Source organism: Dongia sp., assembly GCF_041910485.1.
GTDB lineage: Bacteria > Pseudomonadota > Alphaproteobacteria > Dongiales > Dongiaceae > Dongia.
The window spans coordinates 35,081-50,442 of sequence record NZ_JAYRQR010000035.1 but is presented as its reverse complement, the minus strand read 5'-3'; the positions used below and the strand labels follow the sequence as shown (position 1 = coordinate 50,442).

General features: G+C 55.4%; 17 protein-coding genes. 6 read left to right on the top strand and 11 right to left on the bottom strand.

From position 1 onward, the window contains the following. Positions 1-97: 97 nt before the first annotated feature. From ACE3PP_RS11025 to ACE3PP_RS11010, 4 genes are read right to left on the bottom strand one after another with little or no spacing between them, the layout of a single operon-like run. Positions 98-340, bottom strand: coding sequence for a hypothetical protein (locus tag ACE3PP_RS11025; RefSeq protein WP_374381928.1), 243 nt, complete (start codon positions 338-340; stop codon positions 98-100). Between the two features lie 39 nt (positions 341-379). Next, the gene (locus ACE3PP_RS11020; protein ID WP_374381925.1) at positions 380-1,975 is read right to left on the bottom strand and encodes a portal protein; all 1,596 of its coding nucleotides are present in this window, start codon (positions 1,973-1,975) and stop codon (positions 380-382) included. Further along, positions 1,972-2,199 (bottom strand): hypothetical protein, encoded by a 228-nt coding sequence (locus ACE3PP_RS11015; RefSeq protein WP_374381923.1) that lies wholly within the window; start codon positions 2,197-2,199, stop codon positions 1,972-1,974. The genes ACE3PP_RS11020 and ACE3PP_RS11015 overlap by 4 nt, the downstream gene beginning before the upstream one ends. Positions 2,200-2,204: 5 nt before the next feature. After that, positions 2,205-3,248 (bottom strand): hypothetical protein, encoded by a 1,044-nt coding sequence (locus ACE3PP_RS11010; protein WP_374381920.1) that lies wholly within the window; start codon positions 3,246-3,248, stop codon positions 2,205-2,207. Positions 3,249-3,500: 252 nt separating this feature from the next. Here ACE3PP_RS11010 and ACE3PP_RS11005 point away from each other — a divergent pair, with 252 nt between their 5' ends. Continuing rightward, the gene (locus ACE3PP_RS11005; RefSeq protein ID WP_374381917.1) at positions 3,501-3,731 is read left to right on the top strand and encodes a hypothetical protein; all 231 of its coding nucleotides are present in this window, start codon (positions 3,501-3,503) and stop codon (positions 3,729-3,731) included. Positions 3,732-4,209: 478 nt separating this feature from the next. Continuing rightward, positions 4,210-4,893 (top strand): AbiV family abortive infection protein, encoded by a 684-nt coding sequence (locus ACE3PP_RS11000; protein ID WP_374381914.1) that lies wholly within the window; start codon positions 4,210-4,212, stop codon positions 4,891-4,893. Between the two features lie 413 nt (positions 4,894-5,306). Here the strand turns inward: ACE3PP_RS11000 and ACE3PP_RS10995 are convergent, their stop codons facing one another. From ACE3PP_RS10995 to ACE3PP_RS10980, 4 genes are all read right to left on the bottom strand, one after another. Continuing rightward, positions 5,307-5,729: a hypothetical protein gene (locus tag ACE3PP_RS10995; RefSeq protein ID WP_374381910.1), complete on the bottom strand. Its 423-nt coding sequence runs from the start codon at positions 5,727-5,729 to the stop codon at positions 5,307-5,309. 8 nt (positions 5,730-5,737) lie between these two features. Next, complete coding sequence (locus tag ACE3PP_RS10990; protein WP_374381907.1) at positions 5,738-6,013, bottom strand: hypothetical protein; 276 nt, start codon at positions 6,011-6,013, stop codon at positions 5,738-5,740. After that, positions 6,010-6,378 (bottom strand): hypothetical protein, encoded by a 369-nt coding sequence (locus ACE3PP_RS10985; RefSeq protein ID WP_374381904.1) that lies wholly within the window; start codon positions 6,376-6,378, stop codon positions 6,010-6,012. Before ACE3PP_RS10985 ends, ACE3PP_RS10990 begins: the two co-directional genes overlap by 4 nt. 695 nt (positions 6,379-7,073) lie before the next feature. Continuing rightward, positions 7,074-7,544 (bottom strand): GIY-YIG nuclease family protein, encoded by a 471-nt coding sequence (locus ACE3PP_RS10980; protein WP_374381901.1) that lies wholly within the window; start codon positions 7,542-7,544, stop codon positions 7,074-7,076. A gap of 1,581 nt (positions 7,545-9,125) precedes the next feature. Between ACE3PP_RS10980 and ACE3PP_RS10975 the strand changes: the two genes are divergently transcribed. The 4 genes from ACE3PP_RS10975 (at position 9,126) to ACE3PP_RS10960 (ending at position 10,992) form a co-directional block, all read left to right on the top strand. Further along, complete coding sequence (locus tag ACE3PP_RS10975; RefSeq protein WP_374381898.1) at positions 9,126-9,476, top strand: hypothetical protein; 351 nt, start codon at positions 9,126-9,128, stop codon at positions 9,474-9,476. After that, the gene (locus tag ACE3PP_RS10970; protein ID WP_374381895.1) at positions 9,469-9,729 is read left to right on the top strand and encodes a hypothetical protein; all 261 of its coding nucleotides are present in this window, start codon (positions 9,469-9,471) and stop codon (positions 9,727-9,729) included. Before ACE3PP_RS10975 ends, ACE3PP_RS10970 begins: the two co-directional genes overlap by 8 nt. Before the next feature lie 586 nt (positions 9,730-10,315). Next, positions 10,316-10,573: a hypothetical protein gene (locus ACE3PP_RS10965; protein WP_374381893.1), complete on the top strand. Its 258-nt coding sequence runs from the start codon at positions 10,316-10,318 to the stop codon at positions 10,571-10,573. Next, positions 10,561-10,992, top strand: a complete 432-nt coding sequence (locus ACE3PP_RS10960; RefSeq protein WP_374381890.1) for a hypothetical protein — start codon at positions 10,561-10,563, stop codon at positions 10,990-10,992. The genes ACE3PP_RS10965 and ACE3PP_RS10960 overlap by 13 nt, the downstream gene beginning before the upstream one ends. A 232-nt stretch (positions 10,993-11,224) precedes the next feature. On the opposite strand, the gene ACE3PP_RS10955 is transcribed toward ACE3PP_RS10960, so the two are convergent. The 3 genes from ACE3PP_RS10955 to ACE3PP_RS10945 form a co-directional block, all read right to left on the bottom strand. Continuing rightward, positions 11,225-12,394, bottom strand: a complete 1,170-nt coding sequence (locus ACE3PP_RS10955; RefSeq protein WP_374381887.1) for an NAD(P)/FAD-dependent oxidoreductase — start codon at positions 12,392-12,394, stop codon at positions 11,225-11,227. Positions 12,395-12,420: 26 nt separating this feature from the next. Continuing rightward, the gene (locus tag ACE3PP_RS10950; protein WP_374381885.1) at positions 12,421-12,774 is read right to left on the bottom strand and encodes a hypothetical protein; all 354 of its coding nucleotides are present in this window, start codon (positions 12,772-12,774) and stop codon (positions 12,421-12,423) included. Between the two features lie 142 nt (positions 12,775-12,916). Then, positions 12,917-15,358 (bottom strand): mechanosensitive ion channel family protein, encoded by a 2,442-nt coding sequence (locus ACE3PP_RS10945; protein ID WP_374381882.1) that lies wholly within the window; start codon positions 15,356-15,358, stop codon positions 12,917-12,919. Between the last annotated feature and the right edge of the window lie 4 nt (positions 15,359-15,362).

Sequence of the window (15,362 nt, the reverse complement as noted above, 5' to 3'; positions counted from 1 at the left end):
TCTGACGTGTCAGTGGTGGTTGTGTCGGTCGTAGTCGTATCTGTGGTGGTATCGGTCGTTGTCGACTCTTGTACTAGGTCTAGGTGCATGTTGGTCCTTAGTGTGCGTTGTCATTGATGATGCCGCGAATGCGATCAACCACCGTAAGCATGAGTGCTTGCGCTAGTGCTGAATTCGGGTTCATGTAGTTGGGGTTTGGCTTGCCGGAAATCTCGCGGCTGTCTAGGCGGATGGTACGGAGAATGTGGTCCTCAATATCTTGAAGGACTGCTTCCCCGTGTTCCGTATCCTTGAACACCGAGCGGTAGACGCCTCGGCGGTTGTTCTGATCAATCGTCATTCGTTGTCGTGGTCCGTGTTAGGTGTCGTGTAGACGTATTTAGCCGGTGCCTTGTGGTAGCAATGACGCCAGCGCAGTAGGGTCAACACTTCCCTTTGCCAATGACTCAGCGAGCATCGCTTGTTGCTTGCGTGCTGCATCATCTTCGCGAATCTTCTTGGCGTCGGCTTCACTACGGAAGTAGCTGCCATCAAGGCCAAGGTTAGACAGCGTGTCGCGAGCTAGCGCATCGATATCGATGATTGCAGCAACCGCTTCTGAACCGAACGCCTGCACACCTTGCTTGAATGCGTTTAGGTTCGACTGCGCTTCCTGCACCTTGAGAACGCGCGCAACGGCTGCGTTCACGTCAACAGTCATCAAGTCACGTTGCGACTGTGCGCCGCCCTGTGTCTCTGTCGCCGCTTCCTCTGCGGACATGACTGTGATCTCACCACGCAAGCAAAGACGCGTGTAGACCTGTTGAGCGAGTGGCGTTAGGAACTCCATCGACAAGCGCAATGCAGCTTCACCGATGCTGTTTAGGAATTCAGCGCGCAACCAGGCAATCGCTTCCTCGGTCGCGTATGCTGTCACCTTGTCGCTTGGTGGCTGTGTGTCATGGAGCAAGCGCTTGATCTGCGCTTGATACTGCGCGGCCATTTCGAATGTCAGACGGAAGTTTGCCGACATTGGAACCTGTTTCAGTTCCTCTTGTGCAGCAACGATGCTGCCAGGGATCATCGCCTTGCGTGTCGTGTCGGTGTCAAGCGTTGTGTCTTGTGTCTGCCACAGACCCTTGGCCTGGAAGTCGCCATATGTGATAACGTCCTCAGCAATCGCATTGACCATACGAATAGGGCCAAGCGCCGAGCGGACAGGGGAGCTACCCCAGACGTTGCCCGTTAGCTTTGTCCAACGAGCGACGATGAAAGGTGATAGCGGCGTCTTGGTATCAAGCAGCTTCGTCTTGCTGTCTTTGATCCAGACCGAATAATTGAACTCGTCACAGCCACATGGAATGACTGCCTCGACAATCTGATATGTCTTGTCGCTCATGTTCTCTGCGGCTTCTAGAACCTCCTGCGGCGCAGTGTTTGAGAAGCGACGAATGATATCCGATGGCTTCATTCGATGTAGACGGAACACCGTATCGACTAGGCCCTTGTCGTTCTCAAGGACGAATAGCTGATCGATCGGAACGGCCAAGTACGACAATGGCTGTCCGATCTCGTCCATGATCTGGATTGCGAACGTGCCGGCAACGATGCCGTCGCTCAAAGATTCGCCAGTTGCTAGGTGAAAGTTGCTGTCTGAAAAGTGCTTGAACAGCTTTGCGTTGTTCGACTTCAAGCGAGACGCATACTTGACGCCAAACTGTTTCTTGATGCCGTCATTGCGCCAGATGATCGAACACCATGGCTGCGCTTGTGGGATCAGCAAGCGAAGTGAGTTTGTCACTAGGTTCTGGACGGATGTAACCGCTGTGCTGTCATAGATTTGCACGCGATCAGCAGGGGCGTCGGGTGTCTTGTTGAATTCGCGTTCTGGAAGCGTGTACTGATACGCTTCTTTGATCTCGGCTTCGTGGGGCGCTCTAAGGGCCTTCGCCTTCTCTAGTAGCTTGTGGACGCGCTCGAATGTTAGTGGTGTCATTTAACTCCAGATAGTGACCCTGTGATCGTTACGCCGCTTCCCAATACATCTGGGTCGCCTGCGTTCTCTGCTAGCGATAGAGACGCGCGACCTCGCATTGCTGCTAAACGTGCGCGTTCTGCTTCTGCTGCTTTCGCTTCTGCTGCTGCTTGTTGAGCTTGAAGCGTCTTGGCGTCGTCAGCTTTCTTGACGCTGCCACCTCCAAAGATTTTCTTGCTGCACATGATTGTTACGCCGCGAATAGGTCGTTGATTGGTAGGTTGTATGTGAAGGGAAGTCCATTCGACTTCACTTTCTTCTTTGGCAAGCCCGTTTCAGGATCGATCTCACCGTCAACAAAGTTGTCAGCCGTTGGCGCCGTGCTGCTGTTGTTCGCAGTGCTGGTAGCTGTCTCTGGTTCAGGATCGCGCTGTGCGCCCAAGATCGCAGAGGCAAGGTCGTTCTTCTTGCCGTCACGCGTGTCGTTCTTGCCGCCTAGCTTGCCGTCACCGAAGCCACCGACTGACTCACCGCCAGTCATGCCAGTTACAGCTTGAATGCCGCGTGTCGCCGCAAGTGCCGGTCCGATGCCGCTTGCAATCGACGCAACGCCATTTACCGCAGCCGACGCAGCTGGTGACATGCCGACGTTCTGACCAGCCAATAGGTCGCCAGGAGTGATTCCCAATTGCGCAATGGGAACGCCCATTGTCTTTGTATCGTAGCCTGGACGGTGTGGATTGTTCTGATATGCTTGTCTGCGCTCGTCTAGCGTGTCATAGCCCAAGATCCCGTCGAGGACGTTTGTTTCACCAGGCTTCGCTTTGCCTAGGCCGTCACCTCCTTTCGAAGGATCACCGACACCCACCTTTTCGCGGTTCTTCTTTGCTGTCTCGCTATCGCCTGTCAGACCACCACGGGTACGACCAAGCCCACCACCCTGCGCACCAGACGTATCTCGGTCTTTCGCAGTTGGGTCTTTCGCACCAGTCTTGTCGCGGTTCGCTTTTGCGGTATCGCTATTGCCTGTCAAACCGCCACGTGAACGGCCAAGTCCACCACCAGGGGCGCTGCTTGTATCTTTGCCAGAACCTAGGCCATCGGCCTTACTCGTATCTTTGCTGTTGTCTTTAGTTCCGTTGCTGCCCTTCTTAGAGCCGCCGCCGCCTGCTGCCATATCTTCTCCAATAGTTTGAGTGTTGGAGATATTTATCGTTTCGTGGAGCGCCACAGACGCGGTCGCGACCATGAGGGCAGCGAGCGCAGCAATCGTGATCTTCTGAAAGCGTGTCATGTTGAATATCCCGTAATGAGGGTATCACTCGACGCACAGCGCCCCGAGCGGGCAGACGCACTGCCACGTTATAGCGTAGGGTGCGACCAGGGGTGGTCAAGTAGCGTCTAGGGACGATTGCGTAGCTAGAAGATCAATCAATAGACGTAGAAATGTGATCGTTCCTTTATTGACCTTATTCACGTTATGCACAGGACGACGCGACTCGAAGCTGTGAGTAGACTCGACTTCACCAGCTACAGGAGTGAAGCGATGCCCGTTAACAAGACCAAGGCGTTGAAGATCCGGATCGACCAGCTTGAACGTCGAGTAAGTGAGGCTGAAGCCGAGCGTGACGAATGGCGCCGCATTGCGTTAGAGACTGCTAACGTGAATAGCGAACTGCTTGACGCGCTCGCGCAGCCAGCGAAGGTGACGCATTTGCCGCAAGCATATGGCAAGCCTCGTATCATCATCATTGAGCCGCAGTTAGAAGCTAGCTAGCGTGAGAAGTGATCAGAGACAGCTTGAGAGCGCTAGCGGGGCCTATGGGCCGCTGTAGGGCGATTGAAGCGCTATTGAGTAGAGAAGGGGTCTTTGGATTTTTCTGGGGAAATATCCGAGGCACTGAGTAGATATCAGGGCCCCCGCCGATTTTTCTGGGCACATGCATTTGGTCACATGTCGCGACGTTACGCAGGAAAAGTTTGCGCCTCGTCATGTGCTTGATATTGCTGGGTACCTGTTACGCTGGATCGATGCGTAACGTCGAGCTATGCAGAAACATGCGGGGAGTCGCTGGTTCTACATGCCGGGGTGTGGGGCGATTTTACATAATGACTGTTCTGCGCACAGGAAAGAACGAAGGCGAACGCGATAAGACCGAGGTCATAGGTGCTTGTAAGTGCTTTCATGCGAGTGAGGCTTGGCAATTCGTTGCTGTCTCGGTCGTCTTTGAATGACTAACTCTGAGGTGCAGAGCGTGACGAGTGCAGGTGTTGATCCCGCAAGTGACAAGGCGCTATGGCTAGCGAACGCGCGGCGACTGCTTGACGATGCGTGCTATCTCGCTCATGGCGGGCGCTTACCGACTGCATACTTCATTGCTGTCATTGCTGCTGAGGAAGTCGGCAAGGTCATCCTTGTAGAACTCGCTAAGGAGTTCACAGACATAGAGCTGGACAAGGCGCTGCGGACTCATGGTCCCAAGCAAAAGGCGTTCGCCTATCTTGTCATGGGTGAAGTCTTTGTTGACGCTCTAATGAACAATGCAAAGGCCATTGGTGCGGAAGGCGGATCACTTCAAGAGGTCGTTCGCGCCTTTAGAGTCAAGTATGATGGTCCTAACCGCAATGATACTGATCCTGATCCTGTGATTGAGAACATCATGAAAGGTGTGACAGACAATCAACATCAGCGATTGAGTGCGCTTGCGCTATACGGCCTATGGCAAGACATAAAGCACATGATGCTCTACTCGGATGCAGAGAAGAAATTCAATGTTCAGCTTGGTGACTTTCGAAACATTGAAACATCTTGTAGGCGAGCGCTGAAGGCATTGGAAGATATGGATCGTGCCATGTTGGTAGCTGCTTCTATGAAGTCTCTCTATGATCGGCCTGAGGTGAAAGAAAGGATGGTCAAAGGCAAGTCGAACAAAAAATAGCTTTGAGTTCTATGCGGAATCAGGGCGTCAAGAACGGGCTGGAATTTGGAAAGAAGTCCAGAACGCGGGTTGCTCACTCGCGCTCTGTTACGTCTTTGACTGTCTGTGTCATTACTCTTGCACCATCTGCTAGCGGCTTCGTCACTACCGCTGTTAGATCAAGTGCGACTTCAACAGGTGCTGTGACGATAGTAGCTGCATCGCTCACAACGTCGATTAGGGACTTGAAGAAGCTCATACCCACCGTCCGTAGCTCACTTGAAGCCATAGCCAGCGGACCCACCAGATTGTTTCACCATCCGCTCTAGCACGTTCTGTCAGATTGCGTTTGTGGACAAACTGAGGAACGGGCCAGAAGCCGAACGGATTGAAGCTGATACTGATCTTCGTTGCGCGAAGTGGGTAGGGCAGCTTCATATCACTGGACTGCCCAGATGCGCTGAAACTGCGAGGAATTCACTGCCGTTGCTATCAACATGAATGAAAGCACGGACAAAGATGTTGCCACCAGCTCCGAAAGAAAGGTCTTTGATATCGGTGTCTAGCTGGTCAACAATCTTGTTGTAGATCGGGCGCAACATACATTGACGTGCGTGGTTTGATGCGCGGTCATCATGTGCAAGCGTTTCCACGCTACTTGAAGTCGAGAGTGGATAGGCGACCATCCAATGCTGTGGTGCAGGATCGGCCTCCAATCCAACTTCTGACTCTACAATGAAGAATGGGCGACTCTCAATCGCTCGTGGCTTCTGCCAAGGCACGATGCGAGACTCGCGGCTTACCAACCATAGGTCTTGCGTTAGCGCTTCATTGATCGCTTGGTATTTGTCGGTCATATCTCTCCTTAGTTCTGTGTGAGCAACAGCGCTGCTTTGACGCTGTGACTGATTTTGTTGTTTGAAGTGCCCAAGACGATCAGCGCAACTCGTTTGCATGATGCGCCACGCCCGACTAGCAATAGATCAGCGATGCGTTCTAGGCTTGTCTTGTCGATCGGTGATGCGCTGCGCACTGAGAATGTCAGGGCATCGCTGCCGATGGTGTATTGAACATTCAATGCAACAAGGGCAGCTTCCGCTTTCGTTAGATCGGCTGGGGTTGTGATGGTGGTGGAGGTCATAGGTTGATGAAGCGTTTATGGAGCAACAGGCCGATAACATATTCGAACTGTGCGCGGGCGGTTGCTCTAAGTCCACGCTCATCTAACGCGCGTAAGATCACGTCGATTGCGTCCTCTAGCTGATCTTGTGTGACGTGATCTGGCTTCGCTGCAACTGTCTCTGCTGGACGAGTGCTGCATTCATTGACGGGTTCTGTCTTGGCTTGTTGGTTTGCGAAGCACTCAAGAATTTGCGTGTCACGGTCTAAGCGTGCGACGTTCAACAGTTCTGAGACGGCATCGCTACCAAGTATCTTGATTGCGCGTTCATATGCTGCCTTGTTGGCCTGTAGCGCTTGATCGTATTTGGTTCCAGTGGTTGTCATAGTTCTCCTTAGTCGTTGAAAGTGGTGCGGCGATACTTCGCCAAGTATTGTAGAAATGCGGCTACGCGTGGGTCTGCTGCGTCGGCGAAAGCGATCTTCGCGAGCGTGCAAAGCGCGTGATCAAGTTCGGCAGGCGTGATGCCGTCTTGATTTGGTCGATTGGAAAGGTTGGTTGCGCCAGGTCGGCGGCCTCGATTGTTTGTCATTCGTCTCCTGTATTCGTTGTCGTGTGTCGTGTCGTTTGTACATATATTTAGTCATCCTGTGATTTAGAGGTCCGGCGACCTCTAGGCTTGTATGGCTTCGCTGGGTGTTGTTCGGCGTATTCAAGATCGTCAAGCGTGACGGACCGCTTTGTGCCCCATGCACGCTTGACAGCACGTCGAACTAGGTCATGACCATATTTGATTGGAACCATCATCAAGTGTCCTGGTGAACAGCAGGACTTGTTTGGACATGTTGGAACTAGGTGGTGATCAAGTGGCGTTGGAACTACGCTAAAGGCCAGTCGTATCAATTGTTGTACGGAGTACCACTTGCCATCAATGGCAACGATAGGTTTCCCTTGTGGTGTATGACGACCATCCCATAGCCAGTGACCGTGGCCGTCCATTGTGATTGATGCCAACAGCAGTCGCCGCAAGCGGAGTCTAGGTTCTACTTGAGTCATTGGAGGTGTCCTTGAGTGTGAACACCTATTTAGAATCTTGGCCCCGAGCGAACATGACTAGCCTGTGTTGTCGCTCGATCCGTTTGATGTTTTCAAGCTGGTCACCAGCTGGGGCGAGGGTTGGTAGTGTTAAGAGTCGTCTAGGTGATAGCTCGTCCTCGATGGACCTAGTGCCTGCTGGTAGCGGTGGCTCCCAAGGGAGTCTTGTGTAACGATTGCCACCTCCAAGACTTAGGTTGTAGATCAGCTTGCGACGAAGGAACTTTTCATCAACCAGTTCTTCCTCTTTGTCGTGCATGTCATCTGGATTGTCATAGATGAATAGAACTTCCTTGGAGAAATGTTGACGACCGTATTGCTCAATGGCCTCCTTGAGACGCTTGCCTGATCCAAGATATTCGTCAAAAGGATACTGGGTTACATGAATGCCAATGTAGATATGACCGGTAAGGAGATTGGTAGTCTTGTAGACAGTGTAGAAGTACTTTGGCGTCATTTAGCTCCAAGGTTGTTGATAAAGTGGTTGTGACCCAGGGTAGGGTAGGGGGTGTTAAGGTGAGTCATGTTTGATTCCAATTGACAATCAAGAACCACCAACTGGCGAAGCGCGACGACGCGAAGCGGAGGAGCTCCCTAGCGTCAATGACTCTAGCTCACGGTCATCAACAGTAGGTTAGCTTCGCTCGATTGCAAGCGTCTCCGCTACGCGTCGACGGCTTGCAATCGAATGGCCAAGTATCTTGGTATCAATGGTGGTGATTGTTTCTTCAACCGTGGTCGTCGGCTGGATATATGTCGCTCGTCCAGGAGCAACAATGTCGTCAGACATACTTGAATTAGTGCAACTTCAATTGAAGGAACGGCGGTTAGCGGTACCGTTTTAGACACTGTGTAACTAGCGCGACCATGTGTTGCCAATTCAAGCGACAATTCACATAGCTGATGGTCTGGAAGCCCCAGCCATCCTTTGGTGATCTACAATGTTTTGAAACGACCCGCAGCCGCCCGTTTTTTATCCTCAGGCATGTCAACCGCAGCGCGGACATTGAATGACACTAGAGCGCTTCGCTACTCGCGGGGTTGCCGGTTTCGATACACGATCTTTAAGCCTGAGTTGCGTAGTCGCTACTACGTCTTTCGCAGAGGGTCAGATACAGTTGTCAACCTTGCATCGGCACATTTGGCGGGCCGCTACCATTCGCGATATGAAGCACAAAAAGAAACCCCGGAAAAGTTTTGGCAAACTTCCGGGGTTGGGTGCGCTTTCGACACGCTTGGTAAAACTGTACTGATTGAGTCAATGTCGAAAGTCTGTGCTGTTTGCCAGTAGCACATTCATATTTAGACGCGATCTTTCAGCGACTGAGGTTTGTCCACAATTATTTCTTCGACCGTCGAAACGACCGGAACTTGGGAATACGTCGCTCAACAGGTACTTGTTCTTTGACCTGTGGTACCTTCGGAACGTATGGCTTTAAGTGCTTGCCGCTAATGCACGTTGGATCGTGACAAGTGCGGCGGAACTTCGAAGCGTTATCTGGCCATTCACAATGCGCTGTCATGTAGCAGTGAAAGTCTAGCCAGTGTTCCTTTACGTCAAACTTGAAAAGAAAGTCGCGTCTCGCGATTGCATTCTTCCAGTGGCGACAGCCTGTGTTAGCGTTCAACGTTGAATGGTCGAGAATGTAATTCTGTTTCGTGTTCATTGTTCTATAGGAGACGGGGAGCGCGTGTTTTTGAACGAATGTCGCGCTCCCCTCGACGGTTGAAGTCGTGACAATATGTATAGCAGAAAGCGCGTCTGCGCTCACGGGCTATCTGTGGAAAGTCCCCGCGGATCAACACGAGCCGTATAAATACAAGCGTCGGAGTTTGTGAGATTCCTTCCGACATGGGACGGTCTTTCAAATTCTCCCGTCCCAGATGCAACGGTCCTCTCTAACGTGTTGCATCGTCCATGCGCCCCGCCGTTCTCCTTTCGGCGGGGCTTTTCTTTGGTCATCTGAAAATCTGGTTTCCAATAAATATACTGACGGCAACACAAACGACCGTCCGATAAGAAAAGGGAGACACGACGATGCAAAGACTAACGAAGGACGACAAGATCAGATACGGGCGACAGCTTGCGACATATTTTGCCCGCAATCACAACACCAAGGGCGCGATCATGGCTGATGGGATCGTGCAACACATCCTTGATGGAAAGAAACTGACCGCAAGTCAGTATTCCTGGTTTCAGCACAACCTCTACATACACATGAGCATCAAAGCGCCGTTGAACGACGCCGACAACGAGGACAAGCGCGGGGCAGGTCGTCCCGCAGGTAGCAAGACGAAGCGCGAAGTCAGCACGACAGAAACGCTGTGGAGCATCCTAGACGGTGTTGATGACTGCATTGAAACACTAACAGGAGACAGCAATGGCTAGAGATATCAAAGCAACACCTCGCCTGGGCATTGATCGATTGATGCAACCGATCGTGCTGGGAGTGTCTGCCGAAGCTATCGCACTGACACCCAATCCAGAGAACCTACTAAGAGCGAACACGAATGAAGAAACTGACGCCAGCCAGCCGATTGAGAATGAGCCTGTCGGCACTGAACCACTACAAGAGACCAGGGGCGAAGAAAGCCCTAGCGGAAGCCCAGCTAAAGAAACTCTCCCCGAGGGACTTCAATAGGATCTTCCGCGACAAGCGTCCGAACAACATAATTGCTGCACAGTTCGGGATATCGCCTAGCTACGTTAGCGCGATCAAACGAGGGCAGCGCGGCCAACACCATTTGAAGAAGTAATGAATGTCCATAGAAGAAGAAAGAAAGATCACCCTTGGCGGCAATGCAAAGGAAGTGACTCTTGTTCCAGCACCGTCAGGGAGACAACCCGTAGTGCAGGGGACTTTTACCGCAGCTGGTCAAGTCTCTGACTGGTACGTCTACAACGGGGAAGTTGATTACAGCGTATGGGGCTTTGCGGGGCCAGGAAGCGTAGGCTTTGAGCGCTCATTCGACGGGGGCGTGACATACCGCAAGTGTCCACCAGCACCAGGATGCATTGACGTATTCAGCGCAGATACAGAACACGTCCTACGCGGGGGAAGTGCCGGCGTCTTGTACCGGCTGCGCTGCTACACAGCGACCGGAGACTCAAACGGGACCATTGCAATCAAGTACCGTATAGGCTGACCCTACAGAACTACCCTCACTTTAGACGTTTGAAAAAGCCCCTCCGATGTGTGGGGCTTTTCCCTTTGGACTTCCCAGGACATGCCCTATGACGAGTTGGTGTTACGAGAAACACCACTAGAAAGGGTATCGATGACAGAAGCAGAGCAACGTGAACGCTACGGCAGAACGACTGCCGAGCTAGACGACTTGATCGCGAACAGCGGGACACCGCTGATCTTGATTGAGACTGAATTTGTCCGCGCAGCAGCAGAAGCAAAGGACGTCGCCCAGATGATCCGCTTGCTGCACTGCGTCCAATACATTGTCGAAAAGGGAAAACAGCTATGTCTGAACTGAAGTTCGCTACCTACGAATTCTCGACCAAAGCCGATAACTCGCTCAACAAGATCACAAAGAAGCGCAATCGCTTCATTGAAATGCTGACTGCGCAGAAAGAGCGCATCACCAACGTTGACGCGAAGTGGCTACGGGGCAAAGAGAAAGTCCCCGTCAAGAAGCTGTGGGACGAGACTGAGAAGGGCGTCTACTTCTGTCCCATGATCGGGCGCAAGCCTGTGCTGCTTGATGGGAAGTCAAACGCTATCGTCTGTGAGTCGCCCAAGGCGTTGAGCAAGACGATTGATCTCTTGATCAGCAAGACGAAGGCTGGCGACTTCGACGCGGCCCTTGACGCTGCGCTAGCTCGTGTCGCTGCCGACGCTCAAGCGCCGTCACGCGCCCCGAAAGCCGCTCCCAAGACGACGAAAAAGAAGTAAGCTCGCGCCCTCTCTGAGGGTCTATCGAAGGGGGTCAGACAAGCGTCTGGCCCCTTTCTTTTTGCCCTGATCGTGACACAGCGTCGTAGCACAGTGCCTAGCACAGTCACGAATCATAGCCGCTTTTGCTTAGTAATCCAGCGTGTGCATCTACTGAAAATCACAGTGTCGCTGGTTCGATTCCGGCTCTGGGCACCATCCCCCTTCCAGGCAATTCAATCTACCGTAGCCGCTAGCCGTGGAAGAGTTCCGCGTCCTCGGTCGTTGCCTCAATGCCCAGCAGCGAGCCGACGCGTTCGGCGATGGCCAGGCTTGAGGTAAGGCCGGGGGATTCGATGCCGTAGAGGGCGACGAGGCCCTCGGCACCGTGTTCGCCGGGGCCTTGGATGAGGAAGTCGCTGTCGACACGCGCGTCGCGCGAGAGCTTGGGGCGGATGCCGGTATAGGCGGGGACGAGGGCATCGTCGGCAAGTGCCGGGTAATAGCGTCGGATCGCCGGATAGAATTTGGCCGCGCGCGCGGGGTCTTGTGCATAGTCGATGCGGTCGAGCCATTCGACATCGGGGCCGAAGCGCACGCGCCCGGCAAGATCGACCGTGACATGGACCCCAAGGCCGCCCGGCTCGGGTACCGGATAGACGAGACGGCTGAAGGGTGGCTTGCCGCCCTGAAGCACGAAGTAATTGCCCTTGGCATAATGGGTCGCCGGGACGCGGTCCGGTGAGAGGCCAAGTGCGCGGGAAACGTCGCTGGCATAGAGGCCGGCAGCATTGATCACATGGCGGGCCGCGAGGTCGTCCGGATTGTCGCCACCGACGCCGATCTGCCAATGATCGCCCCGCCAACGGCCGCGTTCCAGCGGCGTCCGCAAGGCCAGCGATGCGCCGGCATTCTCGGCATCACCCAGATAGGCCAGCATCAATTGATGGCTGTCGACGATGCCCGTTGAGGGTGAGTGCAAGGCCGCGACGCACTGGAGTTCCGGCTCCATCGCCCGGGCTGCACCCACTGAAAGTATTTGCAGATCGTCGACACCATTGGCGAGCGCCTTGTTGGCGAGCGCCTGAAGCGCTGGGCGCTGCGCCTCGTCGGTCGCGACGAGCAGCTTGCCGCACTGCCGATGGGGAACGCCGCGCGCCGCACAATAGCGGTAGAGCGCCTTGCGGCCGGTGACGCAGAGCTGCGCCTTCAAACTGCCGGTCGGGTAGTAGATGCCGGCATGGATGACTTCGCTGTTGCGGGAACTGGTCTCAGTCCCGATGGCGGGACCGCTGTCGATGATGACGACTTCACGCCCGGACCGCGCGAGGCGGCGGGCGATGGCAAGGCCGACAAGACCGGCACCGATAACCAGAAAATCGAGCATGGCGGCGACACTAGCAGTGCCGCCGCCATCCGTCATTGCTCAATGTCGGTCAAGCATTCCCGTCAGAGGGCATCACTGCTCGCATGGGTATCGGTGCCACGATCTGGATCAGGTCCAGTGCCGGGATTGCCCGGATCGTTGCCCGGATCCTTGCCAGGATCGCCGCCATCCTCACCACCGCCACCGCCATCGCCGCCGTGATCGCTGTCGCCAGTGCTGTGCGATTTGGACGGGTCCGATGAACCGGCGGCCGTGGTGATGTCGAGATCGCACTTTCCCTCATTGACGGCCTGCATGAAGGCTTCCTGCGAAAGCTCGTCACAGAATGAGGCATTCGCGGTCGACTGACCGGTTTGGGCGCAGGCAGCCGCCAAAGTGCTGAAGGCGACAACCGCGAGAAGGTTGAACTTGCGCATGGAAAAATCCTCCGTCCTAAGCGCGGACCGCGACAATGCGGCCTCGATGACTGTCAGTCGGCAGGGTGCGAGGATTGGTTCGAAAGTCCCTCAAATTGCAGATATATCTGTGACCAGCGTCACGCGGACCGGGCGGAAAGCCTTATTCTTCGCGGGCAATCGGCCCTGAAGGTTTGGGTTGATTGACTGGCTCGGTTACGGGCGCGGGCGCCTCCGGCTTGGGCCGAATGAAGCTCGCCGTGTGTGCCATGTCGATGTCGTGAGCCCGGAACGCATTGTCGATAGCGAAATTGAGATCCGACGTCACCTGGTTGACATAGGCCGTGTCGATCACAAAGCAACGCAGTTCGAACTCCAGACCGATATCGACGAAGCGCTTGAAGAGAACGGTCGGCGCCGGCTCTGAACAGATGCGCCGCTGCTGTCGCGCGCAGTCGAGGAGCAGTTCGCGCACCAGCTTGGTATCGGAACCCGGAACCACGCGCATGGGAATGACGATGCGGACAATGCGGTCGCGCAGGGTCCAGTTCACGACCGCATTGGCGATGAGTTCGGAGTTGGGAAAGATGACGCTGGCATTGTCGAAGGTTTCAATTTCGGTCGAACGCACCGAAATACGTTTCACGGTCCCTTCGGTGCCGCCAACGACGATCCAATCGCCAACTTTGATCGGCCGTTCGATGAGAATGAGGATGCCGGCGACGAAATTCTCCACAACCGTCTTCAAGCCGAAACCGACACCGACGGACAGCGCACCGGCGATGATGGCAATGCTGGAGAGATCGATGCCCAGTGTCACCACGGCGAGTGTGATGACGATGATGCTGCCGACATAGCCGAAGCCGGCTGTCACGGAATTCTGCAGGCCGACGTCGAAGCGGGAGCGCGGCATGACATGATCGCCAAGCCAGCGTTTGACGCGACCAACAATGAAGAGACCGGCCACCAGCACGAAGAGGGCCAGGACGATGTCACTGAGCGACAGGTTGACCTGACCTACCTGCACACCGCCGACGGCGCGGTTGATGATGAGATTGAGCAGCGCCGGCGAGAGACCGTAGAAAAGCAGCAGCAGATAGAGCGCCGGCAGCCACAGTACCGTTTCGACGAGGAGGCGCGCCCAGAAGCTGAGGCGGAGCGCATGGGCCTTGCCCGGTTCGGCGGCCGCGCCTTCATCGGTCACTTCGGCACCGAGAATGTGCGCCAGGCCTTCGAGCAGAGCCGATCGCAGCAGCCAAGCTATGCCGACCACGACCAGGGTCGCGGTGACGGCAATAAGGATTGTCTCGGAGAGATAAGAGAAGCCGGCCAGCGAAATGAGCGGAGAGACGCAGGCGACGAAGATAAGCAACCGCCGCACGGACCCCATGATGCCGGCAAGGCGCGCATCGGGTGCCGCCCAATATTCGCGCTTCAACAGCGAGAGGGCGATGACGCAGATGACGACGTCGCGGAGGAAGGTATTGCAGGCGGTAAAGGAATCCGGCGCGATGGGCCCATCCTTGGTGCCCATCAGATAGACCATGTTGAAAATCGCCACCATGATCGCGAGCAATGTCACCTTGTTGGCGATCTGCAGCGCACCCTGCGGCGTTACCGGAATGACGCGCCAGGTCGGTGCGTGTGGCGACAGGGTTGCGCGGGCAAGGCCGGACACCAGCAGGAAGACGATGAGGTTGAGCGTGGCGCCCCGGACGAGGAGCGAGAAGAAGTCGCTCTTGATCGGCACGATCCAACCGACGAGCAAGCCGAGCGCGCCGAGGAAGATGCAGGGCAGCAAGATATCCGAGACGGCCATAGAGGCGGCGGCCAGGATGCGGCGCGCATGGCTCGGTTCCTCGATCGTCGGATTAGGCCCCCAGCGGCGGCGCAGGAAAAGGTGGATCTGCCAGGCGATGCCGAGCGAGACGATGATCAGCAGCGCCCCACCGATGAGGACGATGCCTTCCAAATTCTCGGCAGCGATGGCGCGCCACCAGCGCTGCGGCGCCGTGAGGGAATCGTCAACGGCGATGAGCATCTGGTCCCAGGCTGCGAGCCAGACGGAGGGTTTGAGCGGCGAGGGCAGGCGCTTCAGCATGAAGGCGGTCCGCTGGCCCTGTTCGTGGACGCCAAGTGCTGCCACGAGATTTTGCGCGCGAACGGTGGTGAGCTGGGCCTGACTGACATAACCGTCGAGTTCAGCCTGACGCTTGGTCAGAGAGGCACGGGTGTCGGCGACCTTTTCATCCTCGGGCGGCGCGCCTTCGGCCGGCGGCGGGCCGAGGCTCTGCAATTCGGTGGCGACGGATTGAGCCGCCTGCTGGCTGGCCGTGCGCAAGGCTTGGGCGCCCGCGATCACGGCGCCGAGATCCTTGGTGGCGGCATCGATTTCGGCCGGGGCCAGCGCCTCCTCCTGCAAGGCGGCCTCGGTCTTCTTCAGTGTCTTGTCCCATTCGACCAAGCGCTCGGCCACGTCGGCCAGAGGATTGGGCGCCTGGTTGTTTTGCGCCAAGGCAGAATTGCCGGCATGCAGCAGCGCCAAGCAAAAGAGAGCTGGGACGATGAGCGTGAGGAGACGGGGGAGAAAGCGGCGAAACCGCATATGG